This is a genomic window from Roseomonas sp. SRI_022 (assembly GCF_057586215.1).
Genome location: NZ_JBYCZL010000020.1, coordinates 83,182 through 108,851 on the forward strand (window position 1 = coordinate 83,182; position 25,670 = coordinate 108,851).

A 25,670-nucleotide genomic window follows, 5' to 3' on the forward strand; every position below is an offset into this window, starting at 1 on the left:
TTTCCTTGCCCCAACCGCTCGTGTTGCCGCGACAATGGCATCGTCCATGCGTTCGGAGCAGACTGCAAATATCGAAACTGTAATCCGGATTCACCGAACGATGCTCAAACTCGACGGCATCGCGGCCTTCGTTCAGGTCGCCGAGGCGGGATCGATCAGCGAGGCCGCGCGGCGCCTGCGGCTGGCCAAATCGGTCGTCAGCGAGCGGCTGGTCGAGCTCGAACGCAGCCTTGGTGCGGTGCTGCTACATCGCACGACGCGCCGGCTGTCACTGACGGAGGACGGGAGCGCCTTCCTCGCGCACGCCACCCGCATCACGCGGGAGGTCGAGGAGGCTGCGGCCGAGATCGCCGAACGTCGTGGCAGCCTCACCGGGCCGCTGCGCCTGTCGGCGCCGGTCACCTTCGGGCGGATGCATCTCGGCCCGGCACTGTATCCCTTCCTCGCGGCAAATCCCGGCATCGCCCTGGCGCTCGACCTCGACGACCGGCGTGTGGATGTCGCCGCCGAGGGCTATGACGCCGTCATCCGCCACGGGCCGATCGAAGACAGCCGGCTGGTCGCCATGCGCCTCGCTTCGAGCCGGCGCTGCCTGGTCGCGTCGCCCAACTACCTTGCGCGCCACGGCACGCCGCGCTCGATCGCCGACCTCGAACAGCATGGCGGCATCTTCTACGCAAATCGCGGCGTGGCGGATTGGCGCCTGGTCGGGCGGGAGGGCGTGGCGCTGGTGCGCGCGCGCGTCGCGCTGCGCGTGAACAATGGCGACGTGATGCGCGACGCGGCCATCGCGGGCCTCGGCATCGCGCTGCTGCCATCCTTCATCGCGGGCGCGGCGTTGCGCGCCGGCGTGTTGTCGTCCATCGATGTCGGCGCGGAGGCCGAGCCGGAATTCATCGTCCTGGCCCATGCCGAGGGGCGACGGAGTTCCGCGAAGATTCGCGCCCTCACGGCCCATCTGCGCTGCGCCTTCGGCGATCCGCCAAGCTGGGATCAGCCCATCAGCCCGCCCGGATCCAGCCCAGCACCAAGGCGAGCGTGAACACCGAGATCACGGTGGACACCAGCACTGTCGCCCCCGACCGGTCAGCCCCGGTCGCGTAGCGCCGCGCCAGCAGGAAGGCGTTGGCCCCGGTCGGCAAGGCCGCGGTCATCACGGCCACGCCGGTCTCCAGCGGTGAGAGTGCCAGGAGCAGACAACCGCCCCAGACCAGCAGCGGCAGCGCGGCGAGCTTCAGCACCGTCGCCCAGGCGACCTCCCCCCAGGCCTGCCCGGCCCGGAAGGCAGCGAGTGAACCGCCCAGGCAGAACAGTGCGACGGGCGGCGTCGCCGCACCCAGCATTTCCAGCGTCCGGCGCATCACCCCCGGCACCGGCAGGCCGAGCGTGCTCCAGGCGAGCGCGACGAAGACCGTCGCGACCACCGGGTTGCGCAGTACGCCCGAGACGGTGGCGACCACGATGCGCCGCCAGGGCGCGTGGCGGTGCAGCCCGACCTCCGCCACCACGGTCGCGAGCGTCAGCAGCACCATGGAATGCAAGGCGATGATGGTGATCAGGATGGGCAGCCCCGCCTGGCCGAAGGTGGCCGCGATCAGCGGAATGCCCATCATCACCGTGTTGCCGAAGGTGCAGTTCAGAGCGAACAGCCCGGCCTCGCCCAGCGGCATCGCCATGCGCCGCGTCCCGAGCCACAGCGCGGCGGCATAGATGAGCAGAGCAGCCCCGAAGAAGGCGAGCGCGGCCGGCCCGCCGCCCATATTGCCCGAAGTGCCGCCGATGAAGAGCAGCGCCGGTGCCGCGAGGTTGAAGGTGAAGTCGTTGAGGCCACGGAAGCCGGCTTCCGTGATGAAGCCCCGCACCGCCGCCAGGTAGCCGAGCCCGATGATGATGAAGACGGGTGCGACGATATCGAGGATGACGCCCAAGCGTCAGCCCGCCAGCAGCCGCGCGATGAAGCCGGCCATGCCGGGTTGGCGGCGCCGTTCGCTGCGCGCGGCATGCAGGATGGACCGCACCTGCGCGACCGTCGCCGTGAAGTCGCGGTTGACCACGATGTGGTCGAACTCGTCCCAGTGGGTGATCTCCTCGCGCGCCGCTGCCATGCGGCGGGCGATCTCGTCCTCGCTGTCCTGGCCGCGGCCGCGCAGCCGGGCCTCGAGGTCGGGCAGCGAGGGCGGCAGCAGGAAGATGCCTACGACATCCTCGGGCAGCGTCGCCTTCATCTGGCGATGGCCCTGCCATTCGATGTCGAACAGCACGTCGCGGCCGGCCGCGAGCGCGGCCTCCACCGGCCCGCGCGGCGTGCCATAGGCGCGGCCGAGGAAGCGGGCGTGTTCCAGGAACTCGCCGCGTTCGGCCATGGCGTCGAATTCGGCATCGGTCTTGAAGAAGTAGTGGACGCCTTCCTGCTCGGCCGGGCGCGGCGCGCGGGTCGTGGCGCTGATCGACAGCGAAAGCTCCGGCTCGGTCTCCAGCAGCGCACGGGAGACGGAGGTCTTCCCCGCGCCCGGTGCCGCCGCCAGCACCAGGCAGAGGCCGCGCCGCGCGATCACGTCATTCGACATTCGCCGACTGCTCCTTGAGCCGCTCGATCGCCGCCTTCAGTTCCAACCCGATGCGCGTCAGCGGGATCGAGGAGGACTTGCTGCACAGCGTATTGGCTTCGCGCACGAATTCCTGCGTCAGGAAGTCGAGCTTGCGGCCGACCGCATCCCCGGAGGTCAGCAGGCGGCGCGCCTCCGCGATGTGGGCGGAGAGCCGGTCCAGCTCTTCCCGCACATCGGATTTGGTCGCGAGCATCGCGACTTCCTGGACGAGGCGCTCCTCAGGCACGCGGCGTTCGCCCTCCAGCAGCGCGGCGAGGCTTTCGCGCAGGCGGGCGAGGTGCAGCGCGGGCTGGTCGGCAGCCTCGGTGGTGGCGAGACCGTGCAGGGCCGCGACCTCATCCAGCAGCACGGTCAGGATGGCGGCGAGCTTCTCGCCCTCCGCGCGACGGGATGCGATCAGCCCGTCCAGCGCCTTGGCATAGGCGGTGGCGATGGTGCTGCGCTTCGCCTCCTCCTCCGCCTCGTCCGGCTCGACGATCTCAGAGCGCAGCACGCCGGGCAGGGTCAGCAGCGCCTCGGCGCGCGGGGGCGCCGCGCCGGGAATGCGGGCGGCGAGATCGAGGGCAATCTTCAGCGCCTGGTCGAGCGCGGCCGGATCGGGCGTCAGGCGCGGGGCGGCGCGCTCCTCGCGCTTGACCGTTAGCGTCGCGGAAACATTGCCGCGCTTGAGCAGCTTCGCCGTCGCTTCCTTCAATGGGGCCTCGATCGTGTCGAGGCCGTTCGGCAGCCGCAGGCGGACATCGAGGCCCCGGCCGTTGACGCTGCGCAATTCCCACAGGAAGGAGGAACCGTCGGCCAGCGTGCCGCCCTCGCGGGCGAAGCCGGTCATGGAGGATAGGGGATGTGCGGCCATGGCGCCGCTTCTCCCCCGTGGAGGGGCATGATGCAAGCCGGCTGGGACAATGTGCTGATCACCGGGGCGTCCTCCGGCCTGGGGCGCGCCTTGGCGGAGGCCTGTGCCCGGCCGGGCGCCGTGCTGCACCTGTCCGGGCGCGACGCCGCACGGCTAGAGGACGCCGCCACCGCCTGCCGCGCCCGAGGGGCGGAGGTGCGCGCGCAGGTCCTCGACGTGCGCGACGCGGCGGCGATGGCGGGTTGGATCGCGGCGGCCGGTCGGCTGGACCTGGTGATCGCCAATGCCGGAGTCTCGGCCGGGACGGGTGGCGCGACGGAACCCGCCGACCAGACCCGGCGCATCTTCGACATCAACGTGACCGGCGTTCTGAACACCGCCCTACCGGCAATCGACGCCATGGCGGCGCAGGCGCCGGGTCAGGACGGGCTGCGTGGCCGGGTGGCGGTGATCGCGTCGCTCGCCGCCTTCGTCGCAGCACCCGGCGCGCCCACCTATTGCGCGACCAAGGCGGCGGTGCAGCGCTGGGCGGAGGCGCTGGACGCCACCGAGCGACGACGCGGCATCCGGCTGCATGCGATCTGCCCGGGCTACGTCCGCACGCCGATGACGGCACGCAACGCCTTTTCCATGCCCTTCCTGATGGATGCCGACGAGGCTGCCCGGCGGACGCTGGCGGGCATCGCGCGGGGGAAGGTGCGCGTGGCCTATCCCTGGCCGACCTATGCCGGCGCACGCATCCTCGGCATGCTGCCCATCGCGGCGCGCGCCTGGTTCTTCAGCCGCATGCCCGCCAAGGCAGCGGACGGAAACATCTGAGATGCGGGATTTGACGACGGACGGATTGCTCGATGCCGTCCGTGCCTGGGTGGAGATCGAAAGCCCGACCAACGACGCGGCAGGCGTGAACCGCGTCGCCGACCATGCGGAAGGGCTGCTGCGCGGCATCGGCGCGACGATCGAGCGCACGCCGGGGCGCGACGGATACGGCGACATCCTGATCGGGCGCGTGGCGGGCGAGGTGAACGGGCCAGGGCTGCTGCTGCTCGGCCACATGGACACGGTGCATCAGCGCGGCACCTTCGCGTATCGCGTCGAGGGCGAGCGCGCCTATGGCCCCGGCATCTACGACATGAAGGGCGGCAATGCGATGGCGGTGGCCGCGCTGCAGCACCTGCACGCGACCGGTCGCCGCCCACGCCTGCCGGTCAGCCTGATGATGATCCCGGATGAGGAAGTCGGCAGCCCGTCATCCCGCGCCGCCATCGAGGCCGAGGCGTTGCGGCACCGAGCCGCTCTGGTGGTGGAACCTTCCGGCGAGGGCGGCAAGTTCACCATCGCGCGGCACGGCATCGCGCGGTGGCATCTGCGCACCATCGGCCGGCCCGCACATGCCGGGGCCTATCACGCCGAGGGCCGGTCCGCGGTGCGCGAGATGGCGCATCATATCCTGGCGCTGGAGGCGCTGACCGACCACCCGCGCAACTTCTACGTCAACATCGGCATCATCCAGGGCGGCACGCATGAGAACATGGTGCCCGCCGAATGCCGGGCGATCTGCTATGCGCTGGTGCCGACGGCGGCGGAGGAAGCGGAGTTGCGCGAGGCGGTGCACGCCCTGCCGCAGCACGACCCCGATGTGCGGACCGAGGTGACCGCGGGGCTTGGCCGGCCGCCCTTCGGTAAGACGCCAGCGATCCAGGCGCTGTATGACCACGCCGCCGCGCTGGCGGTCGAATGCGGGCTGCCTTCGGCCGGGGAGCGGGTCGCAGGCGGCGGGTCGGACGGGAATTTCACCGGGGCGCTGGGCGTGCCGACACTGGATGGCCTCGGCGTGATCGGCGGCGGGCCGCATACGCTGGAGGAATTCGTCGAGTTGCGCTGCCTGGTACCGCGCACGAGGGTGCTGGCGCGGCTGTTCGAGACGCTGGGTCCGGGAGTGGCAGGGCTATAGGCCGAGCCGCGCCCAGGCGGCGCGCTCCTCCATCGCCGCCGCGATCGCTTCGACCCCCTCCCGCGCGCCGGGGATCAGCCGCCAGGGGAAAGGCCGCTTGCGCTGGCCGAGGCGGATGATCTTCACCTTCTCCCCGAAGCGACGCTTCGCCTCGCCCTCCGCATCGCCGAGCGCATCCGCGAGGCCAAGCTCCAGCGCCTGGCGGCCGGTCCAGAAGCGGCCGGTGAACAGCGCGTCCTCCGGCGCCTTCAGTCGGGCGCCGCGACGTGCGCGAACCCAGGCCTTGAATTCCTCATGCAGCGCGGCGAGCAGTTCCTCCAGCCGCGCGGCATCCGGCTCGCGCTCAGGCTTGAAGGGATCAAGGAAGGACTTTTCCGACCCCGCGGTGCGCAGGCGCCGCTCCACGCCGAGCCGCGCGATCGCCTTGTCGAAACCGAAGCCGGCACTGATCACCCCGATCGACCCCAGGATCGAAGCCGGATCGGCGACGATCTCATCCGCCGCGCAGGCGATCCAATAGCCACCCGAGGCCGCCGCATCCTCGACCACGGCGATGGCCGGGACCTTCTTCTCCTCGGCCAGGCGGCGGATGCGGGCGGCGATCAGCGAGGACTGCACCGGCGACCCGCCCGGCGAATTCACCACCAGCATCACCGCCGCCAGCCGCTTGATGGCGAAGGCGCGGTCGAGCAACGGACCGATGCCGGCCGCATTCAGCCCACCCGCGAAGGGGTCGGGCCGCGCGGCAATCAGCCCGGCCAGCCGGACCAGCGCCACGCGCGGGGCGCGATCGAAGAGGGAGAACACCATGCCGCAATAGACGCCCACGCCGGTGGTCGCATCAAGGCGCCTTGCCGCCGGCCGTCCCTCGCGCTGCTATGCACCCATGACCGATGACCGTGTCCTGATTGCCGGTGCCGGGCCTGCTGGGCTCGTCGCCGCCGCGTTGCTCGCCGATGCAGGCATTCCCATCACCATCGTCGAACAGGCGCGCGACCTGCCCGATGATCTGCGTGCATCCACCTTCCATCCGCCGACGCTCGACATGCTCGACCGCTTCGGCGTGACGGGCGCGATGATCGAACAGGGGCTGATCTGCCCGACCTGGCAGTTCCGCGACCGGCATGCGGGGGTGATCGCCACCTTCGATCTCGGCCATCTGAAGGACGACACGGCGCATCCCTATCGCCTGCAATGCGAGCAATGGCGGCTGACGCGGATGCTGCGCGACCGGCTGCCGGCGGAGGCGTTCCTGTATGACGCCAAGGCGGTGGATGTCGCGCAGGACGGCGATGGCGTGACGCTCACGGTCGAGCGCCCGGACGGGTCGCGCGAGCCGATCCGCGGGCGCTACCTGATCGGTGCGGATGGCGCGTCCTCGGCGGTGCGCAAGTCGCTCGGCATCGGCTTCGACGGGATGACGATCCCCGAGATCTTCCTGACGCTGTCAACGACCTTCGCATTTCACGATCACATCGGCGACCTCGCCAACATCGCCTATATCTCCGATCCGGAGGAATGGTTCGTGCTGCTGCGCACGGCGTCCCTGTGGCGAGTACTGTTCCCCACCGATGCCGCAGAGACGGAGGAGCGGATGCTGGACCCCGCCCGCATCCAGGACCGGCTGCAGGCGGTGCTACCGAACCCCGCCGGCTACGAATTGCGCCATCGCACCGCGTACCGCGTACATGAACGCGTCGCCGACACCTATGTGCAGGGGCGCTGCTTCATCGCCGGCGATGCGGCACATATCAACAACCCGCTGGGCGGCATGGGGATGAATGGCGGCGTGCACGACGCCTTCAACCTGGCCGGCAAGCTGATCGAGGTCTGGCGTGGCGCCGATGTGGCGCTGATGGAGCGCTACTCCCGCCAGCGCCGCAAGGTGGCGCTGGAGACGGTGCAGGCGACCGCACTGCGCAACCGCCAGATCCTGAACCAGCGCGACCCCGAGGTGCGGCGCGCCCATCACGACGACCTGCGCGCGACGGCAGGCGATGCGGCGAAGCATCGCGCCTTCCTGCTGCGCACCTCGATGATCCAATCGCTGCGGGACCTGGAGAACGTCGCATGAGCGGACATCCGGAAGCCGACATCTATCACCGCCAGGGCATGGGCAACCGCGCGGGGCTGGGCCAGGCGCCGGCGCTGGTCATCATCGATTTCGTGGTCGGCTTCTCCGACCCCGAGCATTTCGGCGGCGGCAACATCGCGCCTGCCATCGAGCAGACGGTGCAATTGCTCGCCTTCGCGCGGAAGCAGGGCTGGCCGGTCGCGCATACGCGCGTCGTCTATGCCGATGACGGGTCGGATGCCGGTGTCTTCACGCTGAAGGCACCGTCGCTGAAGAAACTGACGGAAGACAGCCCGCTGTCGCAGATCGTGCCGGAACTGACGCCGCTGCCGGGCGAGTTGGTGGTGCGCAAGCAGGGAGCATCGGGCTTCTTCGACACGAACCTCGCCGGATGGCTGGCCTTCCGGCGGGTGGATACGGTGGCGGTGGCAGGCTGCACCACATCGGGCTGCGTGCGCGCGACGGTGGTCGATGCCATGCAGCACAATTTCCGCACCGTCTGCGTCATCGATTGCGTCGGCGATCGCGCCATCGCGCCGCATGAGGCGAACCTGTTCGACATGGGCCAGAAATACGCGGACCTGATGACGCGGGCGGAACTCGAGACCGCCTGGACCGCGCCGCGGTGAGCCTGGCCGAGATCCGCGAGGCAGAGGCGCCGCCCGCGGTCGCGGCGGTCTATGCCGGGCTGCGGCAGGGCGTGGGCGTCGCGCAGGTCAATTTGATCTGGCGTCATGCTGCGGCAATGCCGGGCGTGCTCGACTGGCTGTGGGTGCAGGCGCGCCCGGCGCTGGACAGTGGCGCGGCGGCCGGGGCGCGCGACCGGATCGCGGCGCGCGTCGCAGTGCCGGTGCTGCCACGCACGGCCGCGCCGGCCGGCGTCGCGGAACTGATCGAGACCTACAATCGCGGTAACCTCACGAACCTTGCGGTGCTGACGGCGATCCGGCTGCGACTTGCCGGCATGGGGCCCGGCAGTCCGGCCGCCTTTGGTGCGATCGGATCGATGCCGCCCCCGCCCCCTGCCCTGCCACGGCTCGCGGAGTTGCCGCCGGATGCCGCCGCCGAGGTGCGCGCGCTCGCCGCGCGGCACGGGCTGTCCGATGCTTCCGTGGTGCCCAGCCTCTATCTGCATCTCGCGCATTGGCCGGCGATATTGGCGACGCTGCCCGCCATGCTGGCCCAGCTGCTCGCAGCCGGCCGGCTCGGCGCCGCACGCGAAGCGGCCGTCGCTGCGGCGGAGGCTGAGGCGCCCGGCCTGATCGCGGCACTTGGTCCGGCGCCTCCAACACCGGCGGCGCTGGCCAGCTTCGCCCCGACCCTCACGCTGTTCACGCGGGAGGTGATCCCCGGAATGGTACCGATCGGCCTGGCCCTGCGCGGCGCCTTTGCCGCGCCGGGCTGACCGCACGCTGCAACGCCCGAAGCGGCGGGTTTCGGCCAAGCGCAGGACCGCCGGCGCGAGTCTTGCGCCAGCGGTCCTGGGTGCGTAGCGGAAGAGGGGCTTCTTCCTCCGCATGCGCACTTCGACGGTGACGGAAATCGATCCGCACCCTCACCACGTCACAATTGAAAGTCTGCGATCTCACCGCCCCTCTATCCGCTTCGGCGGATGAGAAACTTGATCAGGCGCAAGATTCCCTGAGTCGCGCAGGTGAATCCCAAATGGTGAGGTCAACTGTTCCGCACCGGCCCGAACGGAACGGAACATTCAACTGTGCGTGACGGCCTCGACTCATGCTCAATGCTGACAGCATCGAGCCTGCCGCACGCAGTTGCAGGCGCTCTTCTGGCGCAATCATGTCCGGGCAAGGCCCGGCCGCCGCCCAATGGGATGCGGCCGCCTGCACCGTCCGGCTAGGCTACTGCAGCCGCGCCCCTGTCGCGCGGATGATCGCCCCCATCTCCTCGCTCTGCTCCGCCATGAAGCGCGCGAACTCCGCGCGGCGGATGATGGTCGGCACCGATCCGCCGGTGATGATCCGCTGGCGCAGCTCGGGTTCTTCGAGCGATGCCGTCAGCGCCTCATCCAGACGCGCGAGGATCGGTTCCGGCACGCCGGCCGGTGTGGCAAGGCCGAACCAGCCCGTGGTGGTCACGTCCACGCCTTGTTCGCGCATCGTCGGCAGGTCGGGGAAGGCGGGCACGCGATCGGGGCCCGAGACGGCGATGGGACGCATCCGCCCCGCCTGCGCCATGGACGCGACCGCCGAGATCGACTGGAACAGCACGTCCAGCCGCGCCTCGATCAGGTCGGTGTTCATCTGCCCTGCCTGGTTGTAGGGCGCGTGGATGATCTCGATGCCCGTGATCTGGCCGAACTGCGCGGCGGCGAGGTGCTGCGACGACCCGATCCCGACCGAGCCGAAATTCAGCGGCCGCCCCAGCCCCTTCGCCCAGGCGACGAATTCCGTGAGGTTGCGCGGCGGGATGGAGGGCGGGATGACGACGATGTTGGGCACCAGCGCAATCATGCCGATGGCCGCGAAATCCTTCTCCGGATCGAAGGGCATGTTCGGATAGAGCCAGCGATTCGCGGCATTGGATGCGATGGAGGTGAGGCCGAGCGTGTAGCCATCCGGCGCGCTGCGTGCGACCGCGGTCATGCCGATGTTCGTCCCGGCGCCGGGGCGGCTCTCCACCACCACGGGTTGGCCGAGACGGGCCGAGACGCGGTCGCCGACCAGGCGGGACAGCACGTCCCCCGCGCCACCGGCCGGGCCGGGGTTGATCCAGCGGATCGGCCGGTCGGGCCAGGGCGCCTGCGCGCGGGCCGCGGCTGGCAGCGCAAGGGCTGGTGCTGCGAGCAGCAAGGTGCGGCGGCTGGCCCCGGTCATCAATGTCGTTCTCCGGCGTGAAGCATCGGACAGTGGCCTTGCATGCCGCGTGCCGGCAAGGGCTGGCGCGGGCCGGCACCTGTGGCAGGCTGCACGCGGCTATTTATGCGGGAGACGGTGATGGGTCGCGATATCCTTGGCTGGCGGAAGCTGTTCGGCGTGATGGGGCCGTCCACCAACACCGTGGTGCAGCCGGATTTCGACATGATGCGCCCGGCCGGCGTGACCAACCATTACTCGCGCATCTTCACGCCGAATGCCGATGCGGTGTCGAATGAGACCTTCCGCGCCGGCGCGGAGCTGATCGGGGCGAATACCCTCGACGCGGTGCGGTCGGTGATGACCTGCAACCCGGACTACCTCGTGATGGGCATGTCGGCCGTCACCTTCTTCGACGGTGCCAAGGGTGCGGACCGCTTCATCGCGCAGGTGAAGGATGCCTCGGGCCTCGACATCTCGGTTGGCAGCCACTCCTGCACCGCGGCGCTGAACAGCTATGGCGGGGTGAAGCGCCTCGCGGTGCTGTCGCCCTACTGGCCGGCGATGAACACCGAGGTCGCGCGGTACTTCGGCGACATGGGCTTTTCCGTGGTGCGCGACATCGCGCTGCAATGCCGGTCCTGGACGGGCATTGCGCAGGTCACGCCGCAGCAATGCGTCGCCGCGCTCAAGCAGATCGACGGCGACGACGTGGATGCGATCATCCAGGTTGGCACCAACCTGTCGATGGTGAGGCTCGCGGCGATGGCGGAACTCTGGCTCGGCAAGCCGGTCATCGCGATCAACACCGCGACCTACTGGCACGCGCTGCGCGCCAACGGGATCATGGATCGCTTCGAGGGCTGCGGCCGCCTGCTCGAGGAATTCTGATGGCCATCCGCCCGGCCAACGAGGACGACCTGCCGGCGATCACCGCGATCTTCAACGAGGTGATCGCGACCACCGCGGCGATCTATGCCGACGATCCCTTCAGCCTCGAGGACCGCGCTGCCTGGTTCGCCGCGCGGCGCGTGCTGGGCTATCCGGTGCTGGTCGCAGATGAGGGCGACGGCGTGCTCGGCCTCGCCTCCTTCGGCGATTTCAGGCCCTGGCCGGGCTTCCGCCACACGGTCGAGCATTCTGTCCATATCCGCGCCGATGCGCGCGGCAGGGGGCTTGGCAGCGCGCTCGTCGCCGCGTTGTTCGAACCGGCGCGCGCGCTCGGCAAGCATGTGATGATCGCGGGCGTCGATGCGGCGAATGAAGGGTCGATCCGCCTGCATGAACGGCTCGGCTTCGAGCGCGGCGCGGTGTTGCGGGAGGTCGGGCGGAAGTTCGACCGCTGGCTGGACCTGGAACTGATGCAGAAATTCCTCGATGTGCCGGGGGCGCCGCGATGACCGACGGACAGATCCGCGACCTGCTGCTGAGGACGCGGCGCATCGCCGTGGTCGGCGCATCCGACCGGCCGAATCGCCCAAGCAACGGCGTCTTCGGCTTCCTGCGCGATCGCGGCTACGACGTGGTGCCGGTGAACCCGGCGCTGCAGGGACGCGCCGTGCATGGCGTCACCTCCGTCGCGACGCTGGCCGAGGCCGGCCCACTCGACATGGTCGACATCTTCCGTCGCTCGTCCGAGGCCGGCGGGGTGGTGGACGAGGCCATCGCGCTCGGCGCGCGGTCCGTGTGGATGCAACTGGGCGTGATCGATGAGGCGGCGGCGGCGCGGGCCCGCGCGGCGGGGCTGGCCGTGGTGATGGACCACTGCCCGGCGATCGAATGGCGGCGCTTGTCGATGCCGGACCGGGCGCCGCGCGACACGCCTTGAATCCCGACCCGCGCCGGGCCATTTCGCGCCGCGACGGAAGAATGCGCTGGTCCAGGCGCGTCGCCGCTCAGTCGGGAGAGGATGAGGTCTAATGACGGAAGAAGAACGGCGGATCATTTCCGCCTTCGTGGAACGGATCAGCGGCAATGCGGCCGTGCCGCAGGCACCGAGCGGTCCCTGGGGCGCCGCCCCGGCGCCGCAGCGCCCGAACCTGCCGCCGGTGGACCCGGAGGCGGATCGCTTCATCGCCGACCTCTTCACGCGCTATCCGGAGGCGCGGTACCGCATCACCCAGTCCGCCTTCGTGCAGGAAGCGGCGCTGGTCGAGGCGAACAACCGCATCCAGCGTCTGGAATGGGAAGTCGAGAACGCCCGCCGCGAGGGCCAGGCCCAGGTGGCCCAGGCCGGCAGTGGTGGCATGCTCGGCGGGCTGTTCGGCGGGCGGTCCAATGCACGCATGCCGCCGCCGATGCCGCCCCCGCCGCAGCCGCAATACCCGGCTGGCTACAACCCGCAGGCGATGCAGCAGCAGCAGGGCCGGGGCGGCATGGGCTTCCTCGGCACCGCGGTCGCCGCGGCCGCGGGTGTGGCTGGCGGGATGATGCTCGGCAACATGCTGTCGAGCGCCTTCGGCGGGCATGGCGGCGCGGCGCAGGCCGCGACCCCCTTCGCCACCGGCGGGGCGGATGCGTCGCCGGTCTCCTCGCCCTGGACCGATCCGGGCGGGGCCGGCGGGGATGGCGGTGCCAAGGCGCCGGCGGACAGCGGTTGGGGCCAGCAGGATGCCGCCCCGGTTGACGACAACCAGGACGCCTACGGCGCCCAGGATGACGGCGGCGACTGGGGCAGCGACGAGGAAATCTAGCCCCCGGAACCAGGCCGGGCCCTTCGGGGCCCGGCCTTTTCATTTGCGGATGTCATTGACGCCGCGATGCGCATGATGGTTCCTCATGCCATGCGTGTCCCCGACCTTGATCTCGACCTGCTGCGCGGCTTCGTCACGGTGGCCGAGCGTGGCGGCTTCACCGCCGCCGGCACCGCGCTCGGCCTGACGCAATCGGCGATCAGCCTGAAGGTGAAGCGGCTGGAGGATATCCTCGGCAAGCGAGTGCTCGACCGTGGCGGGCGTGGCGTGGCGCTGACGCGCGAAGGCGAGACGCTGCTCGCCTATGCCCGCCGCATCCTCGCGCTGAACGACGAAGCGGTGCGGCGGATGATCGCGCCGCCGGTCGAAGGGCGGCTGCGGCTCGGCGTCGCCGATCACTTCATCCCGCGCAACCTGGCCCCGGTGCTGGCGCGCTTCGCACAGACCTATCCGCAGGTGCGGCTGGAGGTGGAGGTCGGCCGCAGCCATGAGCTGCGCGGCGCGATGGCCGACGGCGCGCTCGACCTCGTGCTCGGCAAGCGGCGCGACGGGGAGACGGAAGGCCGCCCGATCTTTACCGAAACCATCGTCTGGGTCGCCGCCCCCGGCTGGGACCCGCCAGCCGACCGACCGCTGCCCATCGCGATGCTGCCGCAGGGCTGCATGTTCCGCGACCGGGCGCTGGCCGCGCTCGCCCGTGCCGGGATGGCCTTCGAGGTGGTGTTCACCTCCGCCTCCCTGCCCGGCGTCGCGGCGGCAGCGCAGGCGGGGTTCGCGACGACGGTGCTGGGCCGTGCCGGGCTGCCGCCGGGCCTCGTGGAGCTACCTGCCCTGCCCGGCTGCGGCACGGCGGAGATGTGCCTGTTCGGCGATGCGGAGGGCCGCTCCGCGCTCGTTGAACCGCTGATCGGCTTCATCCGCGACAGCGTGACGACGCCCGCCTGACTTGCCTCCGGCCATGCGGGCATCGTCTGATGTGCGCCTGCCATACAGGATGGGATCGCCGCCATGCCGAGTTTCTCGCAGGGACTGGTCCTGCTCAGCGAGCATGAATACGGATTCTCGGCGACGCGGCTGGGCTTCCCCAGCATCAGCGCCTGCCGGGCGATCATGTACCAGACCACGGCGGGGGTGTTCGGCTTCCACCAGGCGCTCGGCGCCAATCCGTCCCGCTTCGATGCCTTCGCTGCGAAGTTCGCGAACTTCGTCGCCGGACACCCCAGCGGGGGCAGCCAGGGGATCAACCTCTATGTCGCCGCCAAGATCGGCGATGGTTCCAGCTATCGCCCCGGCATGCCCGGCGTGCAGGAACATGTGGCCGAGATGCGCGCGATCGCCGAAGCACTGCATTTCGACGGGCCGGTGCTGAGCTACGACCTGTCCTACAACCGCGAGGGCCGCGTCGGGGTCTTCGTCGAGTGCATCATCCACGCCACGACCTGTGAGGTCTGGACGAATGATTGGGTCGAGCACCACGACAGGACCCATTCGGGCCCGCCGATCGGCGGGCCGGGCGACCATGTGAAAAGCCGCCCGCAGGATACCGGCTTCACCGTGCCGGCGAACGTCCTGCTGATGGCCGACAACACCGGCGCGAAGCAGGTGGAGCCGATCCCGATCCCGCTGCGCTGAGCGTCACCGCTGCGACCAGGGCGTGCGCTGCCACAGCGTGCGATAGCCCTCCTGCAACCCGCGCAGGCGCGTGAACCAAGCCTCGCCTTCCTCGTAGCGCGGTTCGGTGAAGCGGGCGCGGAAGGCGCTGACGAAGGCAGGGTCCTTCACCACGTCGGCCATCGCCTCGCGCAGCTTCGCGAGCACCGCGGGCGGCGTGCCGGCCGGCGCGACCAGACCGCGCTCGGACGCCATCTCGATATCGAAGCCGAGTTCCTTCAGCGTCGGCACGTCCGGGCGGAAGGAACTGCGCGCCGCACCCGCCATGGCAAGCGTGCGCAGCTTGTCGCGGTTCGCCGAGACCGGGCCGAGGTTCAGCCCCATCGCATCGACCTGCCGGCCGAGCACCGCGGCCATGAGCTGCGGATCGCCCTGGAACACCACATGGGTGAAGCTGGTTCCCGTCGCCGCCTGCAGCAGCACCAGTTGCAGATGGTCGTCCGTGCCGACGCCGGGCGAGGCATAGGTGATCGTCTCCGGCCGAGCGCGTGCCGCCGCGATCAGGTCCTGCATGGAACGATACGGGCTGTCCTCATGCACCGTGACCGCGGTGGGGTCGGTGACCATGTTGGCGATGCCGGCGAAGTCATCCAGCTTGAACTGCGCCGTCCGCTCGATCGGGATGGTCAGCAACCCCGGCATGTTGGTGGTGCCGAGCATGTGCCCATCCGGCCGCGCGCGCGCGACGGCCGCGAGCGCCACCTCACCGCCCGCACCGGGGCGGTTGACCACGACGACCGATCCGCCGATGCGCCTTTCCAGCATCGGCGCCACGGCGCGGGCATCGAGGTCGGTCGCGCCGCCGGCGACGAAGCCGACGACGATCTCGATGGGCTTGTCCGGCCAGCGATTGACCTGGGCGAGCGCGGGGGCGATGCCGGGCGCGGCGAGCCCGGCGCCAGCAGCCAGCAGCGTGCGGCGTGTCGTCGTCACGATGTCCTCCCCTCATTGCTCTCGATCCAGGCCATCAGGCGGCGGAGGCCTTCCTCCATCTCCACCTGCGGCTTCCAGCCGATGGCCTTGAAGGCTTGCTCATGCGCGATGCGGAAGGCACCGCCCGAGGTCAGCCGCACCTTGCCCGGCGTGTCGCCGACGAACTCCGGTTCGATGGACGATCCCGCGAGCTTCGTCACCATGCCGACAAGTTCGAGCGTGGTGACCGGCTTCGGCCCTGAGGTGTTCACCGCGACATCGGTGGCATCCGCCTCGAAGGCCATGCGGTTGGCCCGCGCCAGGTCGCCGACATAGACGAAGTGCTTGGTCTCGGAGCCATCACCATAGACCTGCGGACGCTCGCCCTTCTTCACCTTGTCCCAGGTCTCGATGATGTAGAGCGCATTGGCCGCGCGGTAGTGCTGTCGCTCGCCATAGACGGTGGAGTAGCGCAGCACGACGTAGTCCAATCCGAAGCGGCGCTTGGCATCGCGGCAGAGCTGCTCGCCGATGATCTTGGTCGCGCCATAGATGATCGCGGCCGGCGGCGCGCCGACGGAATGGAAGGGCGTGTCCTCCACGAGATCGCCCTTCACGCCAGGGCCGTAGCCATAGACGGCGTTGGAGGACGCGAAGACCACCTTCTTCACGCCGTTGGCGCGCGCCGCTTCCAGCGCGTTCTGCACGCCGCGGATGTTGACGTCCAACCCGCCCCAGGGGTCGCGATCCATGTTCAGCGTCATGTAGGCGGCGAGCAGCAGCGCGCCGTGGCAACCTTCCATGGCGCGCAGCAGGTCGGGCAGGCGCATCACATCGCCGCGCACGGTCTTCAAGCGCGGATTGTCCTTGATGTGCGCGATGGCCTGCTCGGAGCCCATCGAGAAATTGTCGAACAGCACGACTTCCGACGCGCCGGCATCGAGCAGTTCGGCGGCGGTGGCGGAGCCCACGAGGCTCGCGCCGCCCACGATGATGAATTTGTGGCCGGCAACCGGCACGGCGGCAGTCATGCGCGTTCCAATCCCTCTCGGTACGTTTCCCAAAGGGGATGATCGCGCGGGACGGGCGATCCGGCTACCCTCCCTCTCGTGGGGCGCGGAGTTGGCAAGGTGGGGGATCTCACGATGACCGGTCACGCACATCGTTTACTAGTGCTTCTGACCGCACTCAGTTCCTTCTCGATGGGCCGCGCAGAGGCTTCCACACCGCCGCCGCCAGGGTTCGCAGCCGACCTTTGTCCTGATGATCGGCGCGGAGCATCGGAACACTGCACCTTCGGCTTCGGCCCGGATCGACGCATGCAGGTGCCGTGGTCGGCTTTCACCGGTCCGCGCTGGACGCGCATCGATATGCTGGGGAACTCTGCGCACGGAATGCCCACACGGAATCAATCTTGGCCGGTCGGGTACTGTTCCCCACACAGCGATTGCCTGCCGGAGGCAAATGCCGATGGCAGGCGCGAAGCCCTTCCCGGGCGCCATCCGGAAATGTGGCAATATTGGTCCCTTCGCGGGGTCCTGCTCGACGATGGCCAAACCCAGCACGCGACATCAGGCAGCGTGCCCTCGGCGCTCGGCAGCGGGGGAGCCCTCCCTGGGCTCCCTTTCAGCGTGAACTTCAGTTCGCGCCTGCGCGACGCGACGCCCTCAGGACGGCCGCTGAACGCGATTGTCGTTATCAACAGCCGCGCCATTCGTATCGAGCGCCTCTGCTATGGAACGTCGCCGCGCGACATCAGCTGCGAAATCTCGGGGGCGGATGCCGGCGTCGTCTTCAGCATCCGCTGGGTAGGCCGGCTCGACCTCGAGTCCGAAACCATCGTCGCTGCCGCGGCCGACCTCTTCAATCGCTATGTCCTGGAAGGCGAGCGCCTCGGGCGCTAAGCGTCTTCGTCTACCGCGCGCGCGCCTGCAACGCCGCCAGTTCCTCCAGGAACCGCCCCGCCGCCACATCCGGCGCCCAGGGCCGCCAGGGCGGATCGCCGTAACGCACGGCGAGAGGGTCCTTTTCCATCGGCACGGCGCGGATGCCGAGCGTCTCGCGCACCTCCTGCGCCGTCCAGCCGACGACATGCACGGCCTCTGCGGCGGCGACGGCGACATCGACGGCCTTGTGGGCGCGCTTCTCCTCCACGCTCCAGGCCGGCAGCCGGTATCGCGCGGCGATCACCCCCAGCAGCCGCGCCTGCAACTCCGCGAAGCCCGGCCCGAGGAAGGGCTTCAGCGGCGAGATGCAGTCGAAGTTGATCAGCCCCTCATCCGCGTCATGCAGCAATTCGCGCAATTCCTGCGCCGGCGTCAGGCGGTGCCGCGTGCGCGTCCGGCGCAGCGCGAGCACCGTCAGCGAATGCTGCGCGACCGACAGCGGCTCCGGCCAGGCGGAATGCCCGCCCCAGCGGAAGGTGCGCGCAAGGCCGGTGGCAAGGTCCGCATCCGTCCAGTCGAAGGGCGTGGGCGCGAGGAGGTCGAGCCGTCGCCCCGAAGGCAGCCGCACCCAGGCGCGATCGGTCATCAGCCGGCGATCCCGCGCAGCCGCGCCAGCATGCCCACGATCAGCGGGCACGCCTCGCGCCGAACCCGTCCGTTACGACAGGAACGGTCAGTAGGTCGCGAAGATGCGCTCATGATCCGTCGCACCGGCCGCGAGCGAGAGCGACAACAGGATGCGCGCCTTCTGCGGCGTCAGGTTGTCGGCGGTGATGAAGCCCGACTTCCGTCCGCGCGTGGTCTTGCCGGCCCGGCCCGATCCGGCGCGGGACGACAGGACGACGGCCACGCCCGTCGCCACCGCCGCTTCCATCGCAGCGGCCATGGCCGGCGTCACGAAGCCGGGCGCGAAGCCCGCGGTGACGATGCCCTTCGCGCCGGCGGCGACGAAGGCGTCGATCGCCGCGCCATCCGCTCCGGCATAGGCATAGGCGATATCGACACGCGGCAGCGCGTCCAGCCCGCGCACATCGAATTCCGTATCGGGCGCCATGCGCCGCAGCGGCTTGCGGTACCAGCAGATCTCATCGGCATCGGCATGGCCCAGCACGCCGAAATCGGGCGTGCGGAAGGTCTGCAGGCGCAGGGTGGAGGTCTTGGTCACCTCCCGCGCCGCCTGGATCTCGTCGTTCAAAAGCACCAGCGCGCCGAGGCCCCGCGCACGCGGATCGGCGGCGACGCGCACCGCATTCACCAGGTTCATCGGCCCGTCGCCGGCAAGGGCCGAAGCCGGCCGCTGCGCGCCGACGAGGACGACCGGCACCGGGATCTTGAGTGTCAACGACAGGAAATAGGCCGTCTCCTCCAGCGAGGCAGTGCCATGCGTCACCGCGATGCCCGCGAGGTCGGGGTGCTCCGCCACCAGCCGGTCGCAGATCAGCAGCAATTCCTTCCATTCCGCCCAACCGATCGCGGTGGACGGAATGGCCCTGAACGGCACCGGGACGATGTCGGCGACCAGCGCCAGTTCTGGCACGCGGGCGATCACCCCGTTCACGTCCAGCACCTGGCCCGCGGCGGAATAGTCGATCAGGTCGAGCGGCCCGCGCCCGACCGAGGAAATGGTCCCGCCCGTGCCGATGACGGCGACCTTTGGCTTCGTGCTCATGCGATGGCCCTTCTTGCCGCGCCGATGCGCGGATTGTCGATCGCCCGGCGGACCGTCGCGATATCCCCGACAGCAGTGCGCGACAACCCGCGCGCGGCACTGTGCGCCACATCGCTGGACGCGGTGTCACCCGTGGTCAGCATGGGCGCGTGAAGGCTGGGCAAGGTGATCCAGCGCGCGTCACGTACGGATAGAATGGCAATGGGGTGCATGCGAACGGTCTCCTCGGTTCATTCGGAGGGCCGGCGATTGTCTGGGTTTCCGCAGCGCAGGCTATCGGCGGCACCCCGGCCCGGCAACCGCACGCGATCCGCGAGCGCGAATGCGCGGTGCCCGCCACCTGAGGGATCAAGAAAACCAGCGACTGAATGCCCCACGGGCATTCAGTCGCGCCGTTCCACCACCGCCGTGGTCAACCGCGACACGCAGGCGAGCTTGCCATCAGCGCGGTGGATCTCGGTCTGCCAGACCTGGGTGGTGCGGCCGAGATGCAGCGGCCGGCACATGGCGCTGACCACCTGCCCGACTGGCACGCCGGAGACGTGGTTCGCGTTCACCTCGAGCCCCACGGCCCGGCGACTCTCGGGCAGGGTCAGGCTGCTCGCGATGCTGCCGAGCGTCTCGGACAGCACGACGGAGGCGCCGCCATGCAGGATGCCGAAGGGCTGCGCATGGCGCTGATCGACCGGCATCTCGGCGCGGATGAAATCCGGCCCGATCTCGATGATGCGGATTCCGAACAGGCCGGGCAGGCTGTCGCGGAAGCGCGCCTCCATGTCGGCGGGGTCTGCCTTGCGGCGCCAGATGGTCATGGGAGTTCACACTTCCGAGGTAGATCCTTCGCGAGTCTGGCCCGGAACGGCCGATCCTGCCAGGGCCGGACCTTCGATGTTGACGCGGCAGACTACCGAGGGATTAAGGTTGTGATAGGTTGCATGGAGGGCGGGACGCAGTGCTGTCGCGAGCATCCCTGTTCAGAAGGGTGCCGTGGGGTTGCCGGGCCTGAAGCCTGGTCATGGCGGGGCGTAACGGGTGCCGGCGGGGTTGGCCGGCAGGGAATGGTGGTGCCTTGCACGTAGTGCTGGACGTGTCCCGGTTTCTTGCCTGTGGTCGTCGGCGGGCGCCGTCGGGGATCGACCGAGTCGAGGCTGCCTATGCGGCCCGATGGCTGGCGGCGCCGGCAGCCGATGTCACCTTCTGCGCGCGTGGCCCCTGGGGCGGCTATGCCGCCGTGCCACGATCCCTGGTCGCCGACTACGCTGCGGCGCTGTCGGTCGGCTGGTCCGATGCGCCAGGTGCCGCAGCGGCGCGCCGATCCGCCCAGCGCCTCGGCCGCCTTTCGTTGCTGCGCCTGGCAATCTCGCGTGGCCGGGCCCGGCTCGCCGAGGTCATGGCCCGCGAAAGGCGCAGCCTGTTCCTCCTCGTCTCGCATCGCCTGATGGAGAAGGCGGAGCCGATCGCGGAGCTGCGCGCCGCGGGGGCCGCCTTCATCCCGCTGGTGCACGACCTGATCCCGGCGACGCACCCCGAATATGCCCGGCCGGGCGTGGCCATGCAGCATCTGCGGCGGCTCGAAACCGTCGCCTCCCTGGCTACCGGCATCATCGTCAATTCGGCCGCGACGGGCGCGGTGCTGCAGCCGCATCTGGTGCGCCAGGCCGACCCGCCGGAGGTTGTCGTCGCCCCGCTCGGCATCCGCATGCCTGGCCCGGCCGCCAATGTCCCGGCGATGCCGGACGAACCCTATTTCGTCTCGATCGGCACGATCGAACCACGCAAGAACCACCTGCTGCTGCTGCACCTGTGGCGCGACTTCGCCGCCAAATGGGGCCCGGCCGCGCCACGGCTCGTCCTGGTCGGCCGGCGGGGGTGGGAGAATGAGAACGTCCTCGACCTGCTGGAACGCTGCACCTTGCTGCGCGGCCTGGTGACGGAAGCGGGGTCGCTGCCCGACACCGCCGTCGCGGCACTGCTGGCTGGCAGCCGGGCGCTGCTGTTCCCCTCCTTCGCCGAGGGCTACGGCCTGCCGCTGGCGGAGGCGCTGGCCTCCGGCGCGCCGGCCATCTGTTCCGACCTGCCGGCGCTGCGCGAGGTGGGCGGCGACGTGCCGGAATACCTCGACCCGCTGGACGGCGCGGGATGGCGGCGCATGGTGCTCGACTACGCCGCGCCGGACAGCCGTGCGCGCGCGGCGCAGCTCGCGCGGCTGCGCGGCTGGTCGGCACCCTGCTGGGACGAGCATTTCGAGGCGGTGGACGGCTTGCTGGCCCGCGTCGCGCTGCGCCACGCCGCCGTCCCCGGCACTGCGCCACGCCGTGCCGGCGCCGCCGCGCCGGCATCCGAACCCATCGACGCACAGCCGGCCATCCTGCGATGACCCGCCTTGCATCGCGTGCCAGGCCGGGCCGGCCGCGCGGATGACCGCCCACGACCGCACGCGCCGCACGACCCGGGGCCGCGCAGCCCGCCCGAATGGCGGGATCGCGATCGTCGGCGCTGCCTGCCGCCTGCCCGGCGCGCCCGACCTCGACGCCTTCTGGACGCTGCTCGCCGAAGGGCGCGACGCCGTCACGACCGTGCCGACCGACCGCTTCGACCAGCTGCGCTGGGGCCATCCGCGCAAGTCCGAACCGGGCCGGTCCTATACCTTCGCCGCCGGCACGATCGGCGATGCGGCCGGCTTCGATGCGCCTGCCTTCGGCCTGTCCCCGCGGGAGGCGGCCGAGATGGACCCGCAGCAGCGCCTGCTGCTGGAAGTCGCCGCCGAGGCTTTCGAGGATGCGGGCTGGCCAGCCGAACGCCTCGCCGGGCGCAACATCGCCGTCTTCGCCGGTGGCTCCTCGACCGACTATGCGGAGCTGAGGCTGGAAGATCCTTCGGCCGGCGACCGCTTCTTCATGACTGGCAATGCGCTGTCGATCCTGGCGAACAGGATCGGCAACGTCTTCGACCTGCGCGGGCCGGCGCAGACGGTGGACACCGCCTGCTCCTCCTCGCTCGTCGCGCTGCATTTCGCGACCCAGGCGCTGATCGACGATCCGGAACTGGAAGCGGCGGTGGTGGGTGGCGTGAACATGCTGCTCTCGCCCTATTCCTTCATCGGCTTCTCGCGCGCGGGGATGCTTTCGCCGACCGGGCGCTGCCGGGCCTTCGACGCCGCCGCCGATGGCTATGTCCGCGCCGAGGGCGCAGGCGTCGTCGTGCTGAAGCGGCTCGAGGACGCGATCGCCGCCGGCGATCCGATCCGCGCGGTGCTGCTCGGCAGCGGGGCAAATGCGGCGGGGCGCACCATTGGGCTGTCGCTGCCCAACCGCGCCGCGCAGGCGGTGCTGATGGGCCGTGTGCTGGCGCGCACCGGCATCGCGCCTGATCGCTTCCTGGCTTTCGAGGCGCATGGCACCGGCACCCGCGTCGGCGACCCGGCCGAGACCTGGGCGATCGGCACCACCATCGCGCAGCACCGCGGCGCGCCGCTGCCGGTCGGTTCGGTGAAGACCAATATCGGGCATCTCGAAGCGGGGTCCGGCATGGCCGGGCTGCTGAAGGCGATGCTGATGCTGGAGAAGGGCGCAGTCCCGCCCTCGCTCCATTTCAACGAACCGAATCCCGAGATCGATTTCGCCGCGCTGAACATCGCCGTTCCGACCGCGCTGACGCCCGTCGCGGCGCGCGAGGATGCCGTGGTCGGCGTCAATTCCTTCGGCTTCGGCGGTACCAACGCGACGGTGCTGCTCGGCCGCGCGCCGGCGCCGAAGCGCAGCCCGGCCGGACGCGCGCGCGGTACGCCGCCATTGGTGCTCTCCGCACGCTCCGAAGCCGCGCTCGGCCTTCTGGCCTCGCGCTGGCGCGACGCGCTCGACGACGTCGATGCGGATGGTGCCGCGGCACTTGCGCGTGGCATCGCGCGGCATCGCGACCTCGCGCCGCATCGGCTGGTCCTGCGCGGCGCGGATGGCGCGGCGATAGCCGATGCCATCACGGCCTCGACCGATGGCCAGCGCGACGCCGCCGAACAGGGCCAGGCGGTGCGCGGCAGCCTCGCCTTCGTCTTCTCCGGCAACGGCGCGCAGCATGAGGCGATGGCGCGCGAGGCGCTGCGCCACAACACGGCCTTCCGCGCCGCGATGAAGGATGCGGATGCGGCGCTCGCGCCGCTGCTCGGCTGGTCGCCGATGACGCTGCTGAAGCGCGGCGTGCCAGGGGCGATGCTGGCCGGGACGGATGTGGCGCAGCCGCTGTTGTTCGCGGTGCAGGTCGGCGTGGTCGGCGCACTCGCCGCGCAGGGCATCCGCCCGGCCCTGGCACTCGGCCATTCGGTGGGTGAAGTCGCGGCGGCCTGGTGCGCCGGCATCCTGCCGCTCGACCAGGCGGCTCGGCTGATCGTCGCGCGGTCCCGCCACCAGCATGCGACGCGCGGCGCCGGGCGCATGGCGGCGATCGGCACCTCGGCCGAGGCCGCCGCGCCGTTGCTCGAAACCTGCGGGCCAGGTCTTGAAGTCGCGGCCGTCAACGGCCCATCGGCCATCACCGTCGCCGGCCCGGCCGAGGCGATCGCGCGGCTCTGCGCGGCGGCCGAACAGGCGCGCTTCTCGGCCGTGCCGCTCGACCTCGACTATGCCTTCCACGCGGCGGCGATGGACCCGGTGCGGGACGGGTTGCTCGCCGACCTGGCGACGCTGGCGCCGTGCGACGCTGCGATCCCGATGGTGTCGTCGGTCACCGGCGCGGTGCTACCCGGGGCCGAGGCCGGCGCATCCTATTGGTGGCGCAACTTGCGCGAGCCCGTGCGCTTCCGCGACGCGGTGCGCGGCGCGGCGGCAACCGGCGCTCGGCTGTTCGTCGAAATCGGCCCGGCCGCGGTGCTGCAATCCTATCTGCGCGAAAGCCTGCGCGAGGACACCGATGGCGCGGCGGTGCTCGCCACGCTGACGCGGCGGGATGGGCCAGGTGACCCTTTTCCCGCCATCGCCGGCCGCGCCATCGCACGCGGTGCCGACCCGCGATCCGGCCCTGCCTTCGACGGCCCGGCGGAACGTGCCGCCCTGCCCCGCACCCCCTTCGCGCGCAGCCCCACCTGGTTCCCGCGCACCACCGAAACCGCCGCGCTGGCGCAGCCGCGCCGTGAGCATCCTCTGCTCGGCATCCGCCAGGGTGAGGACGCCTGTGCGTGGACCACCTGGCTCGACGCCGACCTGCATCCCTGGCTCGCTGACCACCGGCTGCTTGGGGAGGCTGTGCTGCCGGCCGCCGGCATGGCGGAGATGGCCCTCGCCGCCGCCGCCGCCCGCTTCCCGGAGGCCGAGGTGCTGGAGGTCTCCGACCTGGCTATCCTGCGCCCGCTGGCGCTGGAGCCGGACCGCACGCGCGAAGTACGAGCGATCACCGGAGAGGAAGGCGGCTTTGCCCTGGAAAGCCGGCGCCGCCTTGCCGAGGAACCCTGGAGCCTGTCGGCCCGCGCCCGCATCGCCACCCTGCCGCGCCTGCCCGGCGTCGACCAGCCCGCCGCCGCCGGGCGCCGCCGCGTCACGGGGGCGGAGGTGGTGGCGCTGGCCGCGCGCTGCGGGCTTGACTATGGCCCCGCCTTCCGCCCGGTGGTGGAGGTGCTGGCGGATGACGCTCAGGCCCGCGCCCGCGTCACGCTCCGCCTGCCCGACACCGCCCCGCCGGCCGAGGGCTTCATCCTGCATCCCGTCCTGCTGGACGGCGCGCTGCAGGGGCTGATCGCGCTGCTCTCGGCGCTGGTGCGGCCGGAAGGCCAGTCGCTGGTGCCGGTGCGCATCGGCCGCCTCGCTGCCCGGCGCGGCGCCGAGCCGCCAGCGGTCGCCGAGGTCGCGCTGACCCGGCGCGGCGAACGCTTCGTGGCCGCCGATCTCGTGCTGCGCGATGCGGCCGGCGCCGTGGTCGCGACCGGCCATGATGTCTGGCTGCAACGCATCCGCCTGCCTGGCCGCAGCACCCCGGCCGAACACGCCTTCCGGCTCGATCCACTGCCGGCCGCGCCCTTCCCCGCCGCGCCTGCCACCTTCGAGGCCGAGGCCGCCCTGGAGGCCGCGCGCCTGGCGGATGCAGCGGCCGACATGACCGAGGCCGCGCTGCTGCTGGAAGGCTTCGCCGCCTCGGCGGCCGTTGCCGCTCTGCCGGCCGCGCCGCTGCTCGCCACGCCCTATCGACGCGCGCTGTGGCAATCCCTGGCCGAGGCCGGCATCGCCGAGGAAAGCCCTGCCGGCTGGACCCTTGCGGAGGACCAGTCCCTGCCCCCGGCGCAGGAGATCTGGCGCGCGGTGCTGGCCGAGCAGCCGCGGCTCGCGCTCGACATGGCCTGGCTCGCCCGCGCGGCGGAAGCATTGCCTGGCGCGCTGGCTGGTCAGCCGCGCGCCGCTGCGCCGCCGCCCGCCGAGGCCGGCTCCTTCGCGCGGATCGCCGTGGTGATGGAAGCGGCCATCGCAAAGCTCGCCGCCGCCTGGCCGGCGGAA

At 70.7% G+C, this 25,670-nt stretch carries 26 protein-coding genes; 15 read left to right on the top strand and 11 right to left on the bottom strand.

Annotated features, from left to right (window positions below):
- Positions 1 to 100 precede the first annotated feature (100 nt).
- Positions 101 to 1,042, top strand: a complete 942-nt coding sequence (locus tag AC2YHJ_RS19100) for a LysR family transcriptional regulator (RefSeq protein ID WP_487397686.1) — start codon at positions 101 to 103, stop codon at positions 1,040 to 1,042.
- Here the strand turns inward: AC2YHJ_RS19100 and AC2YHJ_RS19105 are convergent.
- From AC2YHJ_RS19105 to AC2YHJ_RS19115, 3 genes are read right to left on the bottom strand one after another with little or no spacing between them, the layout of a single operon-like run.
- A complete protein-coding gene (locus AC2YHJ_RS19105; protein WP_487397687.1) occupies positions 1,002 to 1,928 on the bottom strand; it encodes an AEC family transporter in 927 nt (308 codons plus the stop codon). The two genes, AC2YHJ_RS19100 and AC2YHJ_RS19105, sit on opposite strands and share 41 nt — an antisense overlap.
- Positions 1,929 to 1,931: 3 nt before the next feature.
- Positions 1,932 to 2,567 carry a guanylate kinase gene (gene gmk / locus AC2YHJ_RS19110; protein ID WP_487397688.1) on the bottom strand — a complete coding sequence of 212 codons (636 nt, stop codon included), beginning with the start codon at positions 2,565 to 2,567 and terminating at the stop codon, positions 1,932 to 1,934.
- On the bottom strand, positions 2,557 to 3,462 hold the full coding sequence (locus AC2YHJ_RS19115) for a YicC/YloC family endoribonuclease (RefSeq protein ID WP_487397689.1): 906 nt from the start codon (positions 3,460 to 3,462) through the stop codon (positions 2,557 to 2,559). The genes gmk and AC2YHJ_RS19115 overlap by 11 nt, the downstream gene beginning before the upstream one ends.
- A gap of 27 nt (positions 3,463 to 3,489) precedes the next feature.
- Between AC2YHJ_RS19115 and AC2YHJ_RS19120 the strand changes: the two genes are divergently transcribed.
- Together AC2YHJ_RS19120 and AC2YHJ_RS19125 are read left to right on the top strand one after the other, a co-directional pair.
- Complete coding sequence (locus AC2YHJ_RS19120) at positions 3,490 to 4,281, top strand: SDR family NAD(P)-dependent oxidoreductase (RefSeq protein ID WP_487397690.1); 792 nt, start codon at positions 3,490 to 3,492, stop codon at positions 4,279 to 4,281.
- A gap of 1 nt (position 4,282) precedes the next feature.
- On the top strand, positions 4,283 to 5,416 hold the full coding sequence (locus tag AC2YHJ_RS19125) for a M20 family metallopeptidase (protein WP_487397691.1): 1,134 nt from the start codon (positions 4,283 to 4,285) through the stop codon (positions 5,414 to 5,416).
- On the opposite strand, the gene AC2YHJ_RS19130 is transcribed toward AC2YHJ_RS19125, so the two are convergent.
- Entirely contained in the window at positions 5,411 to 6,226 is an 816-nt protein-coding gene (locus AC2YHJ_RS19130; RefSeq protein WP_487397692.1) for a S49 family peptidase, read from the bottom strand. The two genes, AC2YHJ_RS19125 and AC2YHJ_RS19130, sit on opposite strands and share 6 nt — an antisense overlap.
- A 76-nt stretch (positions 6,227 to 6,302) precedes the next feature.
- Here AC2YHJ_RS19130 and AC2YHJ_RS19135 point away from each other — a divergent pair, with 76 nt between their 5' ends.
- From AC2YHJ_RS19135 to AC2YHJ_RS19145, 3 genes are read left to right on the top strand one after another with little or no spacing between them, the layout of a single operon-like run.
- Positions 6,303 to 7,490 (top strand): FAD-dependent oxidoreductase, encoded by a 1,188-nt coding sequence (locus tag AC2YHJ_RS19135; protein ID WP_487397693.1) that lies wholly within the window; start codon positions 6,303 to 6,305, stop codon positions 7,488 to 7,490.
- A complete protein-coding gene (locus AC2YHJ_RS19140; RefSeq protein ID WP_487397694.1) occupies positions 7,487 to 8,119 on the top strand; it encodes an isochorismatase family protein in 633 nt (210 codons plus the stop codon). Before AC2YHJ_RS19135 ends, AC2YHJ_RS19140 begins: the two co-directional genes overlap by 4 nt.
- The gene (locus AC2YHJ_RS19145) at positions 8,116 to 8,895 is read left to right on the top strand and encodes a hypothetical protein (RefSeq protein WP_487397695.1); all 780 of its coding nucleotides are present in this window, start codon (positions 8,116 to 8,118) and stop codon (positions 8,893 to 8,895) included. Before AC2YHJ_RS19140 ends, AC2YHJ_RS19145 begins: the two co-directional genes overlap by 4 nt.
- A gap of 457 nt (positions 8,896 to 9,352) precedes the next feature.
- On the opposite strand, the gene AC2YHJ_RS19150 is transcribed toward AC2YHJ_RS19145, so the two are convergent.
- Positions 9,353 to 10,327, bottom strand: coding sequence for a Bug family tripartite tricarboxylate transporter substrate binding protein (locus tag AC2YHJ_RS19150; RefSeq protein WP_487397696.1), 975 nt, complete (start codon positions 10,325 to 10,327; stop codon positions 9,353 to 9,355).
- A 120-nt stretch (positions 10,328 to 10,447) separates the two neighbouring features.
- Here AC2YHJ_RS19150 and AC2YHJ_RS19155 point away from each other — a divergent pair, with 120 nt between their 5' ends.
- The 6 genes from AC2YHJ_RS19155 to AC2YHJ_RS19180 all read left to right on the top strand — a co-directional run bounded on the left by AC2YHJ_RS19155 (position 10,448) and on the right by AC2YHJ_RS19180 (position 14,631).
- Entirely contained in the window at positions 10,448 to 11,197 is a 750-nt protein-coding gene (locus AC2YHJ_RS19155; protein WP_487397697.1) for a maleate cis-trans isomerase family protein, read from the top strand.
- Positions 11,197 to 11,706: an N-acetyltransferase family protein gene (locus AC2YHJ_RS19160; protein ID WP_487397698.1), complete on the top strand. Its 510-nt coding sequence runs from the start codon at positions 11,197 to 11,199 to the stop codon at positions 11,704 to 11,706. The genes AC2YHJ_RS19155 and AC2YHJ_RS19160 overlap by 1 nt, the downstream gene beginning before the upstream one ends.
- The gene (locus AC2YHJ_RS19165) at positions 11,703 to 12,134 is read left to right on the top strand and encodes a CoA-binding protein (protein ID WP_487397699.1); all 432 of its coding nucleotides are present in this window, start codon (positions 11,703 to 11,705) and stop codon (positions 12,132 to 12,134) included. The genes AC2YHJ_RS19160 and AC2YHJ_RS19165 overlap by 4 nt, the downstream gene beginning before the upstream one ends.
- Positions 12,135 to 12,225: 91 nt before the next feature.
- Complete coding sequence (locus tag AC2YHJ_RS19170) at positions 12,226 to 12,999, top strand: DUF2076 domain-containing protein (RefSeq protein ID WP_487397700.1); 774 nt, start codon at positions 12,226 to 12,228, stop codon at positions 12,997 to 12,999.
- Between the two features lie 90 nt (positions 13,000 to 13,089).
- Complete coding sequence (locus AC2YHJ_RS19175) at positions 13,090 to 13,944, top strand: LysR family transcriptional regulator (protein ID WP_487397701.1); 855 nt, start codon at positions 13,090 to 13,092, stop codon at positions 13,942 to 13,944.
- Positions 13,945 to 14,007: 63 nt separating this feature from the next.
- The gene (locus AC2YHJ_RS19180) at positions 14,008 to 14,631 is read left to right on the top strand and encodes a hypothetical protein (RefSeq protein WP_487397702.1); all 624 of its coding nucleotides are present in this window, start codon (positions 14,008 to 14,010) and stop codon (positions 14,629 to 14,631) included.
- 3 nt (positions 14,632 to 14,634) lie between these two features.
- Here AC2YHJ_RS19180 and AC2YHJ_RS19185 read toward each other — a convergent pair whose 3' ends face one another.
- A complete protein-coding gene (locus AC2YHJ_RS19185) occupies positions 14,635 to 15,603 on the bottom strand; it encodes a tripartite tricarboxylate transporter substrate binding protein (RefSeq protein ID WP_487397703.1) in 969 nt (322 codons plus the stop codon).
- On the bottom strand, positions 15,600 to 16,613 hold the full coding sequence (locus AC2YHJ_RS19190; RefSeq protein ID WP_487397704.1) for an NAD-dependent epimerase/dehydratase family protein: 1,014 nt from the start codon (positions 16,611 to 16,613) through the stop codon (positions 15,600 to 15,602). The genes AC2YHJ_RS19185 and AC2YHJ_RS19190 overlap by 4 nt, the downstream gene beginning before the upstream one ends.
- Positions 16,614 to 16,727: 114 nt before the next feature.
- Here AC2YHJ_RS19190 and AC2YHJ_RS19195 point away from each other — a divergent pair, with 114 nt between their 5' ends.
- Positions 16,728 to 17,486, top strand: coding sequence for a hypothetical protein (locus tag AC2YHJ_RS19195; RefSeq protein WP_487397705.1), 759 nt, complete (start codon positions 16,728 to 16,730; stop codon positions 17,484 to 17,486).
- A 10-nt stretch (positions 17,487 to 17,496) separates the two neighbouring features.
- Here the strand turns inward: AC2YHJ_RS19195 and AC2YHJ_RS19200 are convergent, their stop codons facing one another.
- From AC2YHJ_RS19200 to AC2YHJ_RS19215, 4 genes are all read right to left on the bottom strand, one after another.
- Positions 17,497 to 18,114, bottom strand: coding sequence for a hypothetical protein (locus tag AC2YHJ_RS19200; RefSeq protein WP_487397706.1), 618 nt, complete (start codon positions 18,112 to 18,114; stop codon positions 17,497 to 17,499).
- Between the two features lie 87 nt (positions 18,115 to 18,201).
- Complete coding sequence (locus AC2YHJ_RS19205) at positions 18,202 to 19,197, bottom strand: asparaginase (RefSeq protein ID WP_487397707.1); 996 nt, start codon at positions 19,195 to 19,197, stop codon at positions 18,202 to 18,204.
- Positions 19,194 to 19,409 (bottom strand): hypothetical protein, encoded by a 216-nt coding sequence (locus tag AC2YHJ_RS19210; RefSeq protein ID WP_487397708.1) that lies wholly within the window; start codon positions 19,407 to 19,409, stop codon positions 19,194 to 19,196. The genes AC2YHJ_RS19205 and AC2YHJ_RS19210 overlap by 4 nt, the downstream gene beginning before the upstream one ends.
- A 171-nt stretch (positions 19,410 to 19,580) precedes the next feature.
- Positions 19,581 to 20,009: a hotdog fold thioesterase gene (locus tag AC2YHJ_RS19215; RefSeq protein WP_487397709.1), complete on the bottom strand. Its 429-nt coding sequence runs from the start codon at positions 20,007 to 20,009 to the stop codon at positions 19,581 to 19,583.
- A gap of 275 nt (positions 20,010 to 20,284) precedes the next feature.
- On the opposite strand from AC2YHJ_RS19215, the gene AC2YHJ_RS19220 reads away from it, so the two are divergent.
- A complete protein-coding gene (locus tag AC2YHJ_RS19220) occupies positions 20,285 to 21,574 on the top strand; it encodes a glycosyltransferase family 4 protein (RefSeq protein ID WP_487397710.1) in 1,290 nt (429 codons plus the stop codon).
- A 40-nt stretch (positions 21,575 to 21,614) separates the two neighbouring features.
- A partial coding sequence (locus AC2YHJ_RS19225; RefSeq protein ID WP_487397711.1) for a type I polyketide synthase occupies positions 21,615 to 25,670 on the top strand: 4,056 nt, incomplete at its 3' end.

Coding starts and splice junctions, on each gene's coding strand:
- AC2YHJ_RS19160 (WP_487397698.1), top strand. CDS start 11,197: ATGGCCATCCGCCCGGCCAACGAGGACGACCTGCCGGCGATCACCGCG.
- AC2YHJ_RS19120 (WP_487397690.1), top strand. CDS start 3,490: ATGATGCAAGCCGGCTGGGACAATGTGCTGATCACCGGGGCGTCCTCC.
- AC2YHJ_RS19190 (WP_487397704.1), bottom strand. CDS start 16,613: ATGACTGCCGCCGTGCCGGTTGCCGGCCACAAATTCATCATCGTGGGC.
- AC2YHJ_RS19150 (WP_487397696.1), bottom strand. CDS start 10,327: ATGACCGGGGCCAGCCGCCGCACCTTGCTGCTCGCAGCACCAGCCCTT.
- AC2YHJ_RS19165 (WP_487397699.1), top strand. CDS start 11,703: ATGACCGACGGACAGATCCGCGACCTGCTGCTGAGGACGCGGCGCATC.
- AC2YHJ_RS19155 (WP_487397697.1), top strand. CDS start 10,448: ATGGGTCGCGATATCCTTGGCTGGCGGAAGCTGTTCGGCGTGATGGGG.
- AC2YHJ_RS19135 (WP_487397693.1), top strand. CDS start 6,303: ATGACCGATGACCGTGTCCTGATTGCCGGTGCCGGGCCTGCTGGGCTC.
- AC2YHJ_RS19210 (WP_487397708.1), bottom strand. CDS start 19,409: ATGCACCCCATTGCCATTCTATCCGTACGTGACGCGCGCTGGATCACC.
- AC2YHJ_RS19130 (WP_487397692.1), bottom strand. CDS start 6,226: ATGGTGTTCTCCCTCTTCGATCGCGCCCCGCGCGTGGCGCTGGTCCGG.
- AC2YHJ_RS19180 (WP_487397702.1), top strand. CDS start 14,008: ATGCCGAGTTTCTCGCAGGGACTGGTCCTGCTCAGCGAGCATGAATAC.
- AC2YHJ_RS19125 (WP_487397691.1), top strand. CDS start 4,283: ATGCGGGATTTGACGACGGACGGATTGCTCGATGCCGTCCGTGCCTGG.
- AC2YHJ_RS19175 (WP_487397701.1), top strand. CDS start 13,090: ATGCGTGTCCCCGACCTTGATCTCGACCTGCTGCGCGGCTTCGTCACG.
- AC2YHJ_RS19140 (WP_487397694.1), top strand. CDS start 7,487: ATGAGCGGACATCCGGAAGCCGACATCTATCACCGCCAGGGCATGGGC.
- AC2YHJ_RS19195 (WP_487397705.1), top strand. CDS start 16,728: ATGACCGGTCACGCACATCGTTTACTAGTGCTTCTGACCGCACTCAGT.
- AC2YHJ_RS19215 (WP_487397709.1), bottom strand. CDS start 20,009: ATGACCATCTGGCGCCGCAAGGCAGACCCCGCCGACATGGAGGCGCGC.
- AC2YHJ_RS19115 (WP_487397689.1), bottom strand. CDS start 3,462: ATGGCCGCACATCCCCTATCCTCCATGACCGGCTTCGCCCGCGAGGGC.
- AC2YHJ_RS19170 (WP_487397700.1), top strand. CDS start 12,226: ATGACGGAAGAAGAACGGCGGATCATTTCCGCCTTCGTGGAACGGATC.
- gmk (WP_487397688.1), bottom strand. CDS start 2,567: ATGTCGAATGACGTGATCGCGCGGCGCGGCCTCTGCCTGGTGCTGGCG.
- AC2YHJ_RS19205 (WP_487397707.1), bottom strand. CDS start 19,197: ATGAGCACGAAGCCAAAGGTCGCCGTCATCGGCACGGGCGGGACCATT.
- AC2YHJ_RS19100 (WP_487397686.1), top strand. CDS start 101: ATGCTCAAACTCGACGGCATCGCGGCCTTCGTTCAGGTCGCCGAGGCG.
- AC2YHJ_RS19200 (WP_487397706.1), bottom strand. CDS start 18,114: ATGACCGATCGCGCCTGGGTGCGGCTGCCTTCGGGGCGACGGCTCGAC.